Origin of the sequence: Mesorhizobium sp. M0276, from assembly GCF_040321755.1 — a bacterium.
Classification (GTDB): domain Bacteria; phylum Pseudomonadota; class Alphaproteobacteria; order Rhizobiales; family Rhizobiaceae; genus Mesorhizobium.
In genome coordinates this window covers 56,931-71,833 of sequence record NZ_JAMYSC010000035.1, presented here as the reverse complement: position 1 = coordinate 71,833, position 14,903 = coordinate 56,931, and the positions used below count along the sequence as shown (strand labels likewise).

15 protein-coding genes and 1 pseudogene are annotated in these 14,903 nt (G+C 61.2%); 8 read left to right on the top strand and 8 right to left on the bottom strand.

The genetic code is table 11. The features are described from left to right. The first annotated feature begins 156 nt into the window (after positions 1-156). Both ccoS and NKJ01_RS24810 read left to right on the top strand, forming a co-directional pair. Positions 157-312 carry a cbb3-type cytochrome oxidase assembly protein CcoS gene (gene ccoS / locus NKJ01_RS24815; protein ID WP_352607425.1) on the top strand — a complete coding sequence of 52 codons (156 nt, stop codon included), beginning with the start codon at positions 157-159 and terminating at the stop codon, positions 310-312. A 106-nt stretch (positions 313-418) separates the two neighbouring features. Further along, positions 419-1,117, top strand: coding sequence for a CBS domain-containing protein (locus tag NKJ01_RS24810; protein WP_502905908.1), 699 nt, complete (start codon positions 419-421; stop codon positions 1,115-1,117). A gap of 67 nt (positions 1,118-1,184) precedes the next feature. Here the strand turns inward: NKJ01_RS24810 and NKJ01_RS24805 are convergent, their stop codons facing one another. Continuing rightward, positions 1,185-1,454, bottom strand: a complete 270-nt coding sequence (locus tag NKJ01_RS24805) for a DUF6455 family protein (protein ID WP_352731791.1) — start codon at positions 1,452-1,454, stop codon at positions 1,185-1,187. Between the two features lie 211 nt (positions 1,455-1,665). Between NKJ01_RS24805 and NKJ01_RS24800 the strand changes: the two genes are divergently transcribed. Further along, on the top strand, positions 1,666-3,177 hold the full coding sequence (locus NKJ01_RS24800; protein WP_502905909.1) for a PAS domain S-box protein: 1,512 nt from the start codon (positions 1,666-1,668) through the stop codon (positions 3,175-3,177). Further along, the gene (fixJ, locus tag NKJ01_RS24795; protein ID WP_352731786.1) at positions 3,167-3,781 is read left to right on the top strand and encodes a response regulator FixJ; all 615 of its coding nucleotides are present in this window, start codon (positions 3,167-3,169) and stop codon (positions 3,779-3,781) included. The genes NKJ01_RS24800 and fixJ overlap by 11 nt, the downstream gene beginning before the upstream one ends. On the opposite strand, the gene NKJ01_RS24790 is transcribed toward fixJ, so the two are convergent. Further along, positions 3,778-4,002, bottom strand: a complete 225-nt coding sequence (locus tag NKJ01_RS24790) for a hypothetical protein (RefSeq protein ID WP_023759215.1) — start codon at positions 4,000-4,002, stop codon at positions 3,778-3,780. The genes fixJ and NKJ01_RS24790 overlap by 4 nt on opposite strands. Before the next feature lie 175 nt (positions 4,003-4,177). On the opposite strand from NKJ01_RS24790, the gene NKJ01_RS24785 reads away from it, so the two are divergent. Then, positions 4,178-4,624 (top strand): pyridoxamine 5'-phosphate oxidase family protein, encoded by a 447-nt coding sequence (locus tag NKJ01_RS24785; protein ID WP_352731783.1) that lies wholly within the window; start codon positions 4,178-4,180, stop codon positions 4,622-4,624. A gap of 91 nt (positions 4,625-4,715) precedes the next feature. Here NKJ01_RS24785 and NKJ01_RS24780 read toward each other — a convergent pair whose 3' ends face one another. After that, positions 4,716-5,018, bottom strand: a complete 303-nt coding sequence (locus NKJ01_RS24780; RefSeq protein ID WP_352731781.1) for a DUF982 domain-containing protein — start codon at positions 5,016-5,018, stop codon at positions 4,716-4,718. Positions 5,019-5,307: 289 nt separating this feature from the next. On the opposite strand from NKJ01_RS24780, the gene NKJ01_RS24775 reads away from it, so the two are divergent. Then, the gene (locus NKJ01_RS24775) at positions 5,308-6,765 is read left to right on the top strand and encodes an NCS1 family nucleobase:cation symporter-1 (protein WP_352731779.1); all 1,458 of its coding nucleotides are present in this window, start codon (positions 5,308-5,310) and stop codon (positions 6,763-6,765) included. 47 nt (positions 6,766-6,812) lie between these two features. On the opposite strand, the pseudogene NKJ01_RS24770 reads toward NKJ01_RS24775, so the two are convergent. From NKJ01_RS24770 to tpiA, 5 genes and pseudogenes are all read right to left on the bottom strand, one after another. Further along, positions 6,813-7,350 (bottom strand): annotated as a pseudogene (locus tag NKJ01_RS24770) (DUF1697 domain-containing protein). Positions 7,351-7,369: 19 nt separating this feature from the next. Continuing rightward, entirely contained in the window at positions 7,370-9,007 is a 1,638-nt protein-coding gene (gene pyrG, locus NKJ01_RS24765) for a CTP synthase (protein ID WP_084025403.1), read from the bottom strand. Between the two features lie 136 nt (positions 9,008-9,143). Further along, entirely contained in the window at positions 9,144-10,259 is a 1,116-nt protein-coding gene (locus tag NKJ01_RS24760; RefSeq protein WP_352731776.1) for a L,D-transpeptidase, read from the bottom strand. Positions 10,260-10,468: 209 nt separating this feature from the next. After that, positions 10,469-10,921 (bottom strand): preprotein translocase subunit SecG, encoded by a 453-nt coding sequence (gene secG / locus NKJ01_RS24755; RefSeq protein ID WP_023759222.1) that lies wholly within the window; start codon positions 10,919-10,921, stop codon positions 10,469-10,471. A 170-nt stretch (positions 10,922-11,091) separates the two neighbouring features. After that, complete coding sequence (gene tpiA, locus NKJ01_RS24750) at positions 11,092-11,859, bottom strand: triose-phosphate isomerase (protein ID WP_023759223.1); 768 nt, start codon at positions 11,857-11,859, stop codon at positions 11,092-11,094. A gap of 143 nt (positions 11,860-12,002) precedes the next feature. Here tpiA and NKJ01_RS24745 point away from each other — a divergent pair, with 143 nt between their 5' ends. Together NKJ01_RS24745 and trpD are read left to right on the top strand one after the other, a co-directional pair. Further along, on the top strand, positions 12,003-13,895 hold the full coding sequence (locus NKJ01_RS24745) for a SurA N-terminal domain-containing protein (RefSeq protein ID WP_352731773.1): 1,893 nt from the start codon (positions 12,003-12,005) through the stop codon (positions 13,893-13,895). Continuing rightward, positions 13,892-14,902: an anthranilate phosphoribosyltransferase gene (gene trpD / locus NKJ01_RS24740; RefSeq protein ID WP_352731771.1), complete on the top strand. Its 1,011-nt coding sequence runs from the start codon at positions 13,892-13,894 to the stop codon at positions 14,900-14,902. Before NKJ01_RS24745 ends, trpD begins: the two co-directional genes overlap by 4 nt. The last annotated feature ends 1 nt before the right edge of the window (position 14,903 follow it).

Here is a 14,903-nt window from a genome sequence, read left to right as displayed (position 1 = left end):
ACACGTCACGCCACTGATCGCTGCGATCGCCATGTCGGCCTCATCGCTGCTTGTCATTGGAAATGCGCTGCGCCTGCAAGGCTTCGTGTCGAACGGACAGGCGCAAAACTCTCGACAGGACAGGCGCCGCGGCGTCAGCCAATTGGCACAACCCCGATGACGACTCTTTCCTACCTCATACCCCTGGCCCTCTTCCTTGGCGCCCTTGGACTTGGGGGCTTTCTGTGGGCCTTGAGAAGCGGTCAATATGAAGATCTCGATGGAGCCGCAGAACGGATCCTGATCGATGGCGACGACAAGCCGCAAGGCTGACTCGGGCGCCGGGGTCGCTCAAACACCGCTGGGACCGGTGACCCAGATCAAAGTGCACAGCCCATAAATCTGGATAGTCAAGGGATAAACATCCGAGGAGGCAAGGATGCGAGCAGAAGCGATAATGACCACACCCGTCGTCGCCATTGACCCTGACGCTTCGATTGCCGATGCGGCACGGTTGATGCTTTCGAAGAAGATCAGTGGCCTGCCTGTCATTCGCAGCGACGGCACGCTGGTGGGGATCGTCAGCGAGGGCGATTTTCTGCGCCGGGAAGAACTGGGCACGCGACGCACGCGTCCGCGTTGGCTGGAGGCTCTGGTCACCCCAGGAAGGGCCGCCGATGAATATGTTCAAGCCAACGGAAGGCGTATCGAAGAGGTGATGACGGCGGATGTCGTTACAGTATCACCTGGCACATCGCTGTCCAGCACGGTCGAGCTCAAGACACGCCATCACGTCAAACGCATTCCGGTCGTCGATGGCGGCAAGGTGATCGGCATCGTGACCCGCTCCGACCTGCTGCGCGCATTACTCGACGTCCCATCTGGCGCGGCCTCGGCACGGATAGACGACGAACAAATCCGTCAGGACGTCCTTGCCGAACTTGCGAAGCAGAAATGGACCGGCAAGGACATGATCGATGTGACCGTGAACACAGGGGCGGTGCAACTGAACGGCGCCATCTTCGACGAGCGCGAGCGCCAGGCAGCCATCGTCGCCGCCGAAAATGTCGCCGGCGTCAAGGCTGTCAGGGACAACCTCATCTGCGCCGGACCGCTGTCTGTCGTCCTGGTTTCGTAGGCATTTGGCCACAGAAGCTGAGAAGGCAGGGACGGTCGCCCTTAGAGCTCGAAGCACTAGACCAAGACTAGCGTTGGCCGGCCGCATGTTGCAGACGTGCGATCAAATCCCGGTTGCGGCAATAGTCGGGTGGATCATCGGCTTGCTGGTGTTCGTCGAGCCAAATTGCGCATTCGTCCTGGTGGCCGCAGGAGCGGCAGCGGTCCGCCGCTCGGTGGACGACGGCTTCATGGTCCGACACGATTTTCAATTGCCTGTCGACGCCAAGCTTGCGCATCATGCGATCCATCAACGCGGTCCTAGTGTCAACCGAGATCAGGTAGTCGAGAAAGTTCATGTCGGTGGCTCCTCCTTCTTCGCGATCATCGCATGCTGGCGGTAGACGACATTGATCTCGGTCAACAGGCGGAGCTGCTGCCAAAACACCCGCCCCGATCCGTTTTGCGCGCGCGGCGAGAAGTGGTAGTTAGCCCTCCTCGCAGGCGTGTCGAATCCAAGGATTTCAGGTGAGCCAAGACGAAGCGCCAATTTTGTCGGCCGGCGGGACGATGCTGAAGTCGGTCTTGTCCCAAATGTTCGAACAGGCCCCGGGCTTCATGGCTATCATGCGTGAGCCGGATCATGTCTTTGAACTGACGAATGCCGCCTATCAACGGCTCATCGGCGACAGGCAAGTGATTGGAAAATCGCTGCGCGAAGCCCTTCCCGAACTCGAAGGCCAAGGGTTCTTGGAACAGCTGGACCATGTCTACAGGACCGGTGGGCCATACAGGGGCCAAGGCATGAAGGTCGGTCTTCGCAACAGGGACGACCAGCCGCTTGAAGAGCGAATCCTCGATTTCGTCTACCAGCCGATCAAGGCCGACGATGGCCGCATCACGGCCATCTTTGTCCAAGGCACTGATGTCAGTGAGCTTTCCTTCGCGAATGCAGCCCTTCAGCTGCGCGAAGATCATTTGCGTTCGATCCTGGCGACGGTGCCCGATGCAATGGTGGTTATCGATGAACTGGGCAGCATTCAATCGTTCAGCACAGCTGCGGAAGCGCTGTTCGGTTATCAGGCCAGCGAAGCCATTGGGCGAAACGTCAACATACTGATGCCGTCGCCCTACCGCGACGAGCACGACGCCTATGTGCTTCGCTATCTGACGACCGGTGAGCGCCGGATCATCGGGCTAGGCCGCACGGTCACCGGAATGCGGAAGGACGGTTCGACCTTTCCAATGGAGCTTTCCGTTGGCGAAATGCATCCCGGAACCGGGCGCTTCTTTACCGGCTTCTGCCGAGACCTGACCGAGCGCCACAGGGCGGAAGCGCGAATACAGGACCAGCAGCTGGAACTGCTCCACATGGCCCGGTTCACCGCGCTAGGCGAAATGGCCTCGACGCTTGCCCATGAGATAAACCAGCCGCTCACGGCGATCACAAACTACCTCAAAGGCAGCCGCCGGCTTCTTGAGAAGAGCACGGAAGAGAACGCACCGATGCTGAGAGAGGCCGTCGAGAACGCGGCTGAGCAAGCTTTGCGGGCTGGAGAGGTCATTCGTCATCTTCGCGATTTCGTCGCCAGGGGCGAAAGCGAGCGTCAGGTCGAACGCTTGCCGATGCTGATCGAGGAAGCCTCCTCACTGGCTTTGGTGGGCGCGAGGGAAATAGACGTGCGCGTCAGCTACCAGCTTGATCCGGAGGCCGAACTGGTTTTGACTGATCGCATCCAAATTCAGCAGGTGCTGCTTAACCTGATACGCAACGCCGTGGAGGCCATGCAAGGCGCGCCGCGCCGCGAGTTGAAAGTCACAACTGTCGCCCGGGACGATGGCATGGCGGAGGTAAGCGTGGTCGACACCGGCCCCGGCCTCGCGCCGGAGGTCTCCGCACAGCTTTTCCAGCCATTTGTCACCACAAAGAAGCAGGGCATGGGCGTCGGCCTCTCGATTTGCCGTACCATCGTCGAATCGCACGGAGGTCACATCTGGACCGAGCCAATGCCGGCTGGAGGGACCGCTTTCCGGTTCACGTTGCGCATTGTGGAGAAGGAAGAGGTCACAAATGGCGGTTAGTGATCTGGTGCACGTGGTTGACGACGATGTGGACGTGCGCAAATCGCTTGGCTTTCTTCTGGCGACAGCCGACTTTGCCGTGCGGCTGTACGAATCGGCGACAGCTTTTCTGGATACCGCGACGGGCAATCCCGACGGTTGCATCGTCACCGACGTGCGCATGCCGGGCATCGACGGGATCGAGTTCCTGCGGCAGCTCCGAACCCGCGGATACATGCTTCCGGTCATCGTGATGACGGGCCATGCTGATGTGGCGCTCGCCGTTCAGGCAATGAAGGAGGGGGCGTCCGATTTCATCGAAAAACCTTTCGACGACGATATTCTGATAAGTGCGATCCGTTCCGCTTTGGATAAGCGCAATCAGGCGAACACTACGCACCCACAATCCACGGAAATCAACGGCCGTTTATCGACGCTGTCGGAACGAGAGCGACAAGTGCTGGATGGACTTGTCTCAGGTCTTCCAAACAAGACGATCGCTTATGATCTCGGAATCAGCCCACGTACGGTCGAGATCCATCGCGCCAATGTCATGAGCAAGATGAGCGCGAGCAGCCTGTCGCACCTCGTGCGCATGGCACTGATCGTAGAATCCAAATCCTAGGAACCATCGTCAAAGGAGTTGTCGTCGAGAGCCGGCACACCGTGAGACCCCCAGTCGCACCAGTGTGTCGGGCGGATGTCTACCCATGCGCCGGTGGCGGCGTTCCTCCAGCCTTCCCGCTCCTTCATGCAGGGAAACACTAGCGCATGCTCGCCATCCTCGTCGAAGACGGCCAGTGTGAGGTTGCGCCCAAACGGAGCGGTGAGGATCGGTTTCCACATCTCCAGATGATTCTCCAGAAGCGCCAGCCCGCGCCTTGATCTGAATCATTTTCCGCAATTGCCAAATGCGCGAATGTGGACTTTGCCAGCCATGAGCCGGGCGGAAGCACCTGGATGGTGATGGTTCAAAGCGGCGCAACACTTTGGGATGGCCGCGAAATAGGAGACGGCACCGATGCTGATCCAAACCCTTTCCGCCCTGGAAAGTACGAGATTGCTGACGGCCAATCGGGTCGGACGGCTCGCATGCGCAAAGAACGGGCAGCCTTACGTCGTGCCTCTCTACTACGCACATGCGGATAATCACCTCTACGCATTTTCAATGCCGGGCAAGAAGATCGAATGGATGCGAGCCAATCCGCTGGTATCCGTCCAGGTCGACGAGCGCGGCAAAGGGCGTGGATGGAGAAGCGTCGTAGTCGATGGCCGCTATGAGGAATTGCCGGACCGGGTTGGCTACAAGATCGAGCGCGACCATGCATGGTCAGTGCTGAGCAAACACGCCGACTGGTGGGAGCCTGGTGCGCTCAAGCCGGTCGTGCCTCCTGTGTCGGACAGCAGCCCACATGTGTTTTTTCGCATCCTGATCGAGCAGGTGTCGGGTCGCGAGGCAAGTGAATAGCTGAACGACCACCCCGACCACAAATGGGACGGCTGGGCCGACGGAACCCGTTGTCGTAGTACTTCCCCGTAAGGATGATGATGCGAGCCACCTACCGACGCAGCGCGTGCACGCTTGCCTTGTCCTCGCCGGCCGCCGGCAATGCCATGTCATCATCGAGAAGGCGTGTTATGCGGGCAAAGCCTGTGAACGCTTTCCGAGCTTCCTCGGCCGTCATCTGGCCCGACAGGGCGGCCGAGCAGCAATTCAGCGCGCACTGATACACCGGACCGCGCCGTCCCGTCGGCCATTTCCGCAAGAACGCCATGGCCTCGGCAACACTATCAATTTCTTCAGTAGGGTGCCCCTCCCCGCGCGAGATCCGCACGGGCGAAATGAAATGCAGGTCGTTCATCGTTTCCTCCCCGTCGATCGCGATGCGCTCAATCGAACCCAATGAAACGCGCCATTCGACAGCCGGTTCCACGCAATCCGAGATTTCTCTTTAGGAGATCGGAATTTCGAATCATCGGCCCGGCAGATCCAGAGGCGGCCCACCATGGAGTGCCGTCGATAATCGCAGTTCTCATTGAATATCTTTAAGGCCAAAGCCGACAAATAGATTGCTTGTCGGTTCCCCTGCGTCAGGCTTACCCTGCACCGCCAACGCGTCAGGGCGCGTGCTGCAAAAGGGGACCATTGCAATGACAATACAGGGTGCTTCACCTGATCTGTACAACGAGGACCTGGCGCCAGCCAAAACTCGAAACTGGGGACCATTCTCGATCTTCAACGTCTGGACGTCGGACGTTCACAGCCTCTGGGGCTACTATCTCGCCGCCAGCCTTTTTCTATTCTGTGGCGGGTTCGTCAATTTCCTCATCGCCATCGGCATCGGTTCACTGATCATCTACGCGCTGATGAACATGGTCGGCTACGCCGGCGTGAAGACAGGCGTGCCCTACCCCGTGCTTGCGCGCGCCTCTTTCGGCATCTGGGGCGCCAACATACCGGCGCTGGTGCGCGCGGTGGTCGCCTGCTTCTGGTATGGCGCACAGACTGCCGCCGCCTCCGGCGCAATCGTAGCGCTATTGATCCGCGCGCAATGGTTTGCCGATTTCAACGCCAACACGCATTTCCTCGGCCATACCGGCCTGGAGGTGATCTGCTTCGTGGTCATCTGGGCGCTGCAATTGCTGATCATCCAGAACGGCATGGAAACGGTGCGCCGCTTCCAGGATTGGGCAGGACCGGCAGTCTGGGTGATGATGCTGATCCTGGCGATCTACCTTTGTGTCAAATCCGGGAGATTTGCCTTCACCAGCGATATCCCTATGGACGTGCTGCTGGACAAGACCAAGGATGCGGGCGTACCGGGCACGCCGGGATCATGGACGTCGCTGTTTGCGGTGGCGGCGATCTGGGTCACCTACTTTTCCGCGCTTTATCTCAATTTCTGCGATTTCGCCCGTTACGCGCCGGACAAGGCATCGCTGCGCAAGGGCAACATCTGGGGCCTGCCGATCAACCTGATCCTGTTTTCCCTGGTCGCCGGTGTCACCACCATTGCCGCCTTTGACGTCTATGGCGAAGTGCTGCTGCATCCCGACCAGATCTCGGCGAAGTTCGATAGCTGGTTCCTGGCGGCGCTCGCGGCCTTGACCTTTGCCGTGGCAACCCTCGGCATTAACGTGGTGGCAAACTTCGTCTCGCCGGCCTTCGACTTCTCCAACGTCTTTCCCAGGCAGATCGACTTCAAAAAGGGCGGCTATATCGCGGCCGTCATCGCGCTCGTGCTCTATCCCTTCGCACCGTGGGAAGGCAGTGCCGCTTCCTTTGTCAACGTCATCGGCGCGACGATGGGGCCGATCTTCGGCGTGATGATGGTCGACTACTATCTGATCCGGAAGGGTGAGGTCGATGTCGAGGCGCTCTATCGCGAGGACGGCGAGTTCCGGTTCCAGGGCGGCTGGCATGTCAATGCCTTCATCGCCGCCGGTATCGGTGCTATCTTCTCGTCGATCCTGCCGAACTTCACCAACTGGCTGCCGTCGTGGTGGGGCGTCTATGGCTGGTTCTTCGGCGTGGCGATCGCCGGCATCATCTACTACGTGCTGCGCACCGCCGCTTTGGGCGCAGGCGCCAAGACGGCAAAGGCTTGAAAATGAGGCAGTAGGCAGTAGGTGCAAGGGAGTAGAGAACCGCTTGCCTACTGCCTACTGCCTACCATCTCGGCCAGTTTGCGCACCGTTCCAGTTGCGGGACGTACCGACGCCCAGGCGCTTGTGGCTGGTTGCCGTCAGAAGCCGTGAACTGGCGCGCGAGAAGACAATCCAGATATCGCCACCGACGGCGTGCATCTTTTCGTCCTTGCCGACATAAGAGCCGAGCGCCGTGACGGCTTCGTCCGGCACCGGTTGGCGCATCACCCGCACCGCCACCTGATCCGCAGTCGCATTCGATTCGTCCGGAAACGGATTGCCGGCGGCAAGCTTCAGCCAGTCCTCGGCACAACGCACGATGATGTCGACATGGCGGCCGAAGGTTTTTTCGAAGGCAGCTTCCAGCCGTTGTTCCAGATCGGCGACGTTCGTTGCCGGCGCCTCGAAGACCAGGTTGCCGGTCGCTACCAGCGTGCGCGGGTTCTTCAGCCCGAGTTCTTCGGCCATCGCCTTGAGGTCGGCCATGACGACCCGTCGCCCCTCACCCAGAATGATGCTGTAGAGCAGCGCGACATAAGTCCGCATCATCTGCCGGCCTGTGAAACTACACCAGCCGGCTCTGCTCCACCGCCGCCTCGATGAAACTGGCGAACAGTGGATGCGGGTCGAGCGGCCGGCTTTTCAGTTCCGGGTGATACTGCACGCCGATGAACCAGGGATGATCGGGGTACTCGACCGTTTCCGGCAGCACGCCGTCGGGCGACATACCGGCGAAGACCAGGCCGCAATCCTCGAGCCGCTCCTTGTAGTCGACATTGACCTCGTAGCGGTGGCGGTGGCGCTCGGAAATCTGCGTATCGCCATAGATCTCTGCAATCTTGGACCCCTTGGCGAGTTCGGCCTGGTAGGCACCGAGCCGCATCGTACCGCCGAGGTCGCCGGTCTCGCGGCGCTTCTCCAGCATGTTGCCTTTCAGCCATTCGGTCATCAGGCCGACGACCGGCTCCTTGGTCGGGCCAAACTCGGTCGATGACGCATGCTCGACGCCGGCCAGCGACCGCGCTGCCTCGATGCAGGCCATCTGCATGCCGAAGCAGATGCCGAAATACGGCACTTTTCGCTCACGCGCGAACTTCGCCGCCAGGATCTTCCCTTCCGCGCCGCGCTCGCCAAAGCCACCGGGAACCAGGATGCCATGCACCTTTTCCAGCCAGGGCGTCGGATCCTCCTTTTCGAAGATCTCCGATTCGATCCAGTCGAGCTTGACCTTGACGTGGTTGGCCAGGCCGCCATGCGACAGCGCCTCGATCAGAGATTTGTAGGCATCCTTGAGGCCGGTATATTTGCCGACCACGGCAATGGTGACTTCGCCTTCCGGATTGTGGATGCGGTTGGACACCGCTTGCCAGGGCTCCATGCGCGGCTTCGGCGCCGGATCGATGCCGAAGGCGGCCAGCACTTCCGAATCGAGCCCTTCCTTGTGGTAGGCCATCGGCACGTCGTAGATATGTGGCACGTCGAGCGCCTGGATCACCGCACTCTCGCGCACATTACAGAACAGCGACAGTTTTCTGCGCTCTTCCTTGGGAATAGCGCGGTCGGCGCGGACCAGCAGGATGTCGGGCGCGATGCCGATGCCGCGCAGTTCCTTGACCGAATGCTGGGTCGGCTTGGTCTTCAGCTCACCGGCCGTGGGGATGTAGGGCATCAGCGTCAGATGAACGTAGACGGCATTGTTGCGCGGCAGGTCGTTGCCGAGCTGGCGTATAGCTTCCAGAAATGGCATCGCCTCGATGTCGCCGACTGTGCCGCCGATCTCGCACAACACGAAATCATAGTCATCATTGCCGTTGAGGACGAAATTCTTGATCTCGTCGGTAACGTGCGGGATGACCTGCACGGTCGCGCCAAGATAATCGCCGCGCCGCTCGCGCTCGATGATGTTCTTGTAGATGCGGCCGGTGGTGATGTTGTCCTGCTGATTGGCGGAACGGCCCGTGAAGCGCTCGTAATGGCCGAGATCGAGATCGGTCTCGGCGCCATCATCGGTAACGAAAACCTCGCCATGCTGGTACGGCGACATCGTGCCCGGATCGACATTGAGGTAGGGATCGAGTTTTTTGATGCGTGCGCGATAGCCTCGCGCCTGCAAGAGAGCCCCAAGGGCCGCTGCGGCAATGCCTTTTCCAAGTGAGGAAACCACGCCGCCTGTGATGAATACATATCGCGCCATGGGAGTCATCGCTTAACGCGGCCGGATTGATTCCGCCAGAGAAAAAACCACCGCGAAGGTTTTTTCCCAAGAAGGCGCTTGGACTATAGCAAGGCAAAAAGAAAAGGGCCGGCTGAGCCGGCCCTTTGGCAGGATGACGAAAACGTCAGATGATGACGACCTTGGTGCCAACCCTGACGCGGCTGTAGAGGTCCATGACGTGCTCGTTGATCATGCGGAAGCAGCCATTCGAGGCGCTGGTTCCGATCGACTGGGGCGCGATCGTGCCGTGGATGCGCAGATGCGTGTCCTTCTTGCCGTCATAGAGATAGATGGCGCGGGCACCGAGCGGGTTTTGGCCACCGCCCGGCATTCCGTCCTTGTACTGGCCGTAATGCTTCGGCTCGCGCTTCTGCATGTCCAGCGTCGGGATCCAGCGCGGCCATTCCTGCTTGTCGCCGACCGCTACCGTGCCTTTGTACTGCAGGCCTTCGCGGCCGACCGCAATGGCGTAGCGGCGAGCGGTCGAAGATGATTCGACGAGGTAGAGCCGCCGCGCGCTGGTGTCGATGACGATGGTGCCGGCGTCATAGCCGGTGAATTCCACGTCCTGCGGCACGAATTCCGGCTTCACCTTGAACTGCTTCTTGGCTTCCTTCTTGGCGAGAGCCTGATCGAGAGCCCGCGTCTCGGGAAGATAGCTCATCGACGAGCTGGATGAAGTACCGCCGAAAAGACCGGCGAACAGACCGCCGCCGCTTGGCCGCTTCTGGCCGACGACCTCGCTGCGCAGCTCGCCATTGTTGCCGGTCAAGGCGACATTCATCGCCTCTGCCGGAAGCGGCTCGGCCGACTGGATCGGCGCGATTGGCTCGATGATCTTTACAGCCTGCGTCTTGGCCGGCTTGGCGTCAGCCACTTCGGTAGCCGGCGCGCTCTTGCCCTTCTTGGCCAGGAACGCCTGCCGTTCAGCGTCGGCCCTGGCCTTGGCCGCCTCGCGCATCGCCAGCTTCCTGGCTTCGAGAGCCTTGGCTTTGGCGGCTTCCTTGTCGGCAACGATCTTGGCCTCGATCTTCTTGATCTGGGCGAGATCGTCCGGCGTCGGATTTTTCTTCTTCTTGAGAAGCTTCAACTGCGACGCGTCACTCTTGACGGCGACATTGATGGCGCCGGTTTTCTCAACGGAAGGTGCGGCCATATTTGCCGGCGCGCCGGCGAAGGCTGGGGAACTCATGCCGAGTGCGGCGCAAAGTCCCAGGAAAATGAAGCTGCGAAGCTGCATGGCGAAGATCCGATCGTTCTATGCTTGTTGCCCACGGCGTCGCCCAGCGCCCCCAAGGCGCCGGAAATGCCGCGCGCAATCTATAGTCGAATAAACGCGAACGCCTCAAGCGCGAGGCCGCGCCTCACCACGTCGAATCTTCGTGATTGTGCTGCATTTGCCGCGACTGTGTTCAATCGACAACAGGCCGCGGCTGCAGAGCCTGGAGATTACTGGTTCGGAACCTGCGGGGCCGCCGGAGCGGTGCCATTGGTCGAAGACGGTTTCGAGCCGGCGGCAGGCGCCGTGCCCGCCGGAGCTGCGGCGTCGTTGCCGGACGGCGGCGTCGGCGTGGCGTTGCCGGCGGGCGCCGGTGTGGTCGTGCCTGGCAATTGGTTGAGGACACCCTTGCCGGCACCATCCGATGTCGCGGGCACGCGGTCGAGGATGTCGATCGGCTTCTCGCCATAGCGGGCGACGATCGACAGTGTCAGCGACGTGGCAAAGAAGGCCGCCGCCAGGATCGCCGTCGCACGCGTCAGCGCATTGGCGGCACCGCGCGCGGTCATGAAGCCGGATCCGCCACCGATGCCAAGGCCGCCGCCTTCGGAACGCTGCAGCAGCACCACCCCGACGAGGGCGAGCACGACCATGAGATGGATGACGATCAGTACGGTTTCCATAGTTTATCCTGGCAAAGCCTTGCCCGGTCGCGGACACGACCGGTGAATTGGAGGCGGCTCAATACAATGCTTTGATGGCATTTCCAAGCCCGTGGCCGGAATATGGGAAGCAACGCCTTCTTTGCAACGATTTCCAGCGCCGGGAGCCCCGTCCGGCGTGGCGAACATGTTCAAGCGATGTTGCGATAAGCCTCGGCGATGGCAAGAAAATCCGCGGCCTTCAGGCTGGCGCCACCGACCAGCGCGCCGTCGACATTCCTGACGCCGAGCAGTTCGACTGCATTTGAGGGCTTGACCGAGCCGCCATAGAGGATGCGCACCTTTGCCGCAACGCCGCCGAGTTTTTCCGCCAGCTTTTCGCGGATATGTGCGTGTGCTTCGGCCACATCGGCCGCGGTCGGCGTCAGGCCGGTACCGATCGCCCATACGGGTTCATAAGCAATGATGGTGTTGGACGGGGTGGCGCTTGGCGGCACCGATCCGTCGACCTGACGCGACAGCACGTCGAGAGTCGCGCCCGCTTCACGCTGCTGCTGGGTCTCGCCAATGCAGATGATGGCCACGAGCCCGGCACGCCAGGCGGCGGAGGCCTTGGCTTGTACCGTCGCGTCATCCTCGCCGCGCTGCTCACGGCACTCGGAATGGCCGACGATGACATGGCTGGCGCCCGCATCCTTGAGCATTTCCGCCGAAATGCAGCCGGTGTAGGCGCCGCTCTCCCTGCTGTGGCAATCTTCACCGCCGGCATGCACCGGCGTGCGCGACAAGATCTCCGCGGCATGGGCTAGCAATGTCGCGGGAACGCAGACCAGCGCTTCGGTCTCCGCATCGAGCCCACTCAGGAAACCGTTGCCGATCATCCTGAGTTCGTTGAGCGAGGCACTGGTGCCGTTCATTTTCCAGTTGCCGGCGACAAGCGGGCGAATTCCTGGCGTCATGGTTTGCTTCTCCGGGCGATATCGGGCTCTGGCCCTCACTACCAAAATCAGCCCACAAAGCAATCGACAGTGGACCGGAAGGGCGCTATTGCGCTTGGTTCAGACTCGGCGCATGCGAAATTGCGCATAAATCGGAAGTAACGATGCTTGGTGTATTGAGAAGCGCGGCAGGTACCTGGGTCGCGAAGACGCTGCTTTCGCTGTTGGTGGTCAGTTTCGCCGCCTGGGGCATTTCCGGACGGCTGATGGGCGGTTTCGCCGGCCATGATTCGGTCATAACCGCTGGCGGCACCAAGGTGTCGATCAAGGAATACCGGCTCGCTTATGATCGCCAGCTTGCGGTCATGTCGCAACAGTTTGGCCAGCGTCTCAGCCACGAACAGGCAAAGGCGCTCGGCGTCGATAACCAGGTTCTTGCCCAGCTCGTCTCGGGCGCCGTTCTCGACGAACAGGCCCGCAAGCTTGGCCTCGGCCTCTCCAAGGACCGGCTGGCCGAACTGACGCGCGAAGATCCGGCCTTCAAGGGCCCGGGCGGCCAGTTCGACCGCAGAACCTTCGAATATATGCTGCGGCAGATTGGCATGCGGCCGGAGGACTATCTGAAGAACCGTGCCCAGGTGGCGGTTCGCCAGCAGATCGTCGAAGCGGTCTCGGATGGTCTGAAAGCCCCGGACACCTTCTTCAAGGCCGTCGCGCTGTATCGCGGCGAAGACCGCACGATCGACTATCTGACGCTGCCCAAAGCACTGGTCGAGCCGATCGAGGCGCCGTCCGACAGCGTGCTTTCCGCCTATTTCGAGGCGAACAAGAAGAAGTATGCGGCGCCCGAATACCGCAAATTCTCCTATGTCAGGCTTGAACCGGTCGACATCATGGATACAACCGCCGTCACCGACCAACAGGTCAGAGACGATTACAACAAGAACAAGGCGCGCTACACCACGCCGGAAATGCGCACCATCGAGCAGCTTGTGTTCAAGACGCCTGATGCGGCCAAGGCCGCGCTCGATTCGCTTAAGACCGGTGTGACGTTCGACAAGCTCGTCACGGCGGAAGGCAAAACCCCGGCCGACACACTGCTCGGCACGTTGGCCAAGGACAAGATCGCCGACAAGGCCGTCGCCGATGCGGCCTTCGCGCTCAATACCAATGAAGTCAGCCAAGTCGTGCAAGGCGCCTTTGGTCCGGTGTTGCTGCGCGTCACCGAGATCAAGCCCGAGGTGGTGAAGCCGCTGGCAGAAGTGTCCGACCAGATCCGCAAGGACCTGGCGCTGGGCGAGGCAAGCCGCATCCTCCTCGACGTGCGTGACAATTACGAAGACACCCGCGCCGCCGGCGGTTCGCTTGCCGATGCCGCCGCCAAGCTGAAACTGAAGGTCGTCGCCATCGACGCCATCGACCGCAGCGGGCTGCGGCCCGACGGAAGCATCGTCAAGGACCTGCCGCAATCGCCAGAGCTGATCAAGGCTGTCTTCGATGCCGAGCCCGGTACGGAGAATGACGCTTTGACAACCGCCGACAACGGCTTTGTCTTTTATGAACTGGCTTCGGTCACGCCGGCTCGGGACCGCACGCTGGACGAGGTTCGTCAGAAAGTCGTCGCCGACTGGACGGCGGCGGAGACAACCAAGCGGTTGGCCGCCAAGGCAGATGAGCTTGAAAAGCGGCTCAAGGCTGGCACCACGCTCGATGTCATCGCGGGCGAACTGAAGTTGGAAAAGCAGACCAAGCGCGGCGTCAAGCGTGAGGCCGACGATGTCGATTTCGGCAAGGAGGGCGCCGCGGCGATGTTCGGAGTCGGCGAAGGCGGCACCGGCCTGATCCCCTCGCCTACCGGCGACGGGCAGATCCTGTACAAGGTCGCCGAAGTGTTCGAGCCTGCAGGGGCCGATGCCAGCTCGGTGCCAGACGATACGCAGAAGTCCTTCACTTCCGGCATGTCTGACGACCTGCTCGACCAGTTGGTGGCGCAGTTGCAGACGCAGTACGACGTTCGCGTCGACCAGGCCGCAGTCGCCCAAGCCTCGACAAGATGAGCGCGCTGAAAACTTATATCGCCAAGGTCGCGACCGGAAGCGCGCTTTCCTTCGAGGAGGCGCGCGAGGCCTTCGACATCATCATGTCGGGTGACGCCACGCCCGGCCAGATAGGCGGCTTCCTGATGGCGCTGCGCGTGCGCGGCGAAACGGTGAGCGAGATTTCCGGCGCCGTCGCCACCATGCGGGCCAAAATGTTGCGCGTCGAAGCGCCTGACGGCGCCATCGATATCGTCGGCACGGGTGGTGACAATTCCCACAGCGTCAACATTTCGACGGCATCGGCCTTTGTCATCGCCGGCAGCGGTGTGCCGGTTGCCAAGCATGGCAATCGCGGCCTGTCGTCGCTGACAGGAGCCGCCGACGTGCTGGTTGCACTCGGCGTCAAGATCGACATTTCGCCCGAGTTTATCGGCCGTTGCATCCATGAGGCGGGCGTCGGCTTCATGTTCGCGCCCGCGCACCATCCGGCGATGAAGCATGTCGGCCCGACCCGCGTCGAGCTCGGCACCCGCACCATCTTCAACTTGCTGGGGCCCCTCTCCAATCCGGCCGGCGTCAAGCGGCAGATGGTCGGTGTGTTCCTGCCAGAATGGATCCTGCCGGTGGCCGAGACGCTGAAGGCGCTGGGCGCCGAGCATGCCTGGGTTGCCCATGGCGACGGCTATGACGAGATCACCACCACCGGCGAGACGCAGGTCGCCGAACTGATCGGCGGCGAGATCCGCAGCTTCACCTTGACCCCTGAAGCGGTTGGGTTGGCGCGCCATACCAAGGATGAGTTGCGCGGTGGCGACGCGGACTACAACGCCAAGGCATTGCGCGATATGCTGGGTGGCGCTGCCGGCGCCTATCGCGACACCGTGCTGATCAATGCCGGCGCCGGACTGGTCGTGGCAGGCAAGGTGACGACGCTTGGCGACGGCATCGCGACGGCGGCGCAAGCCATCGACAGCGGCCGGGCGCTGCAAGTGCTCGACAGGCTGGTCGAGATTTCGAACGGATAGA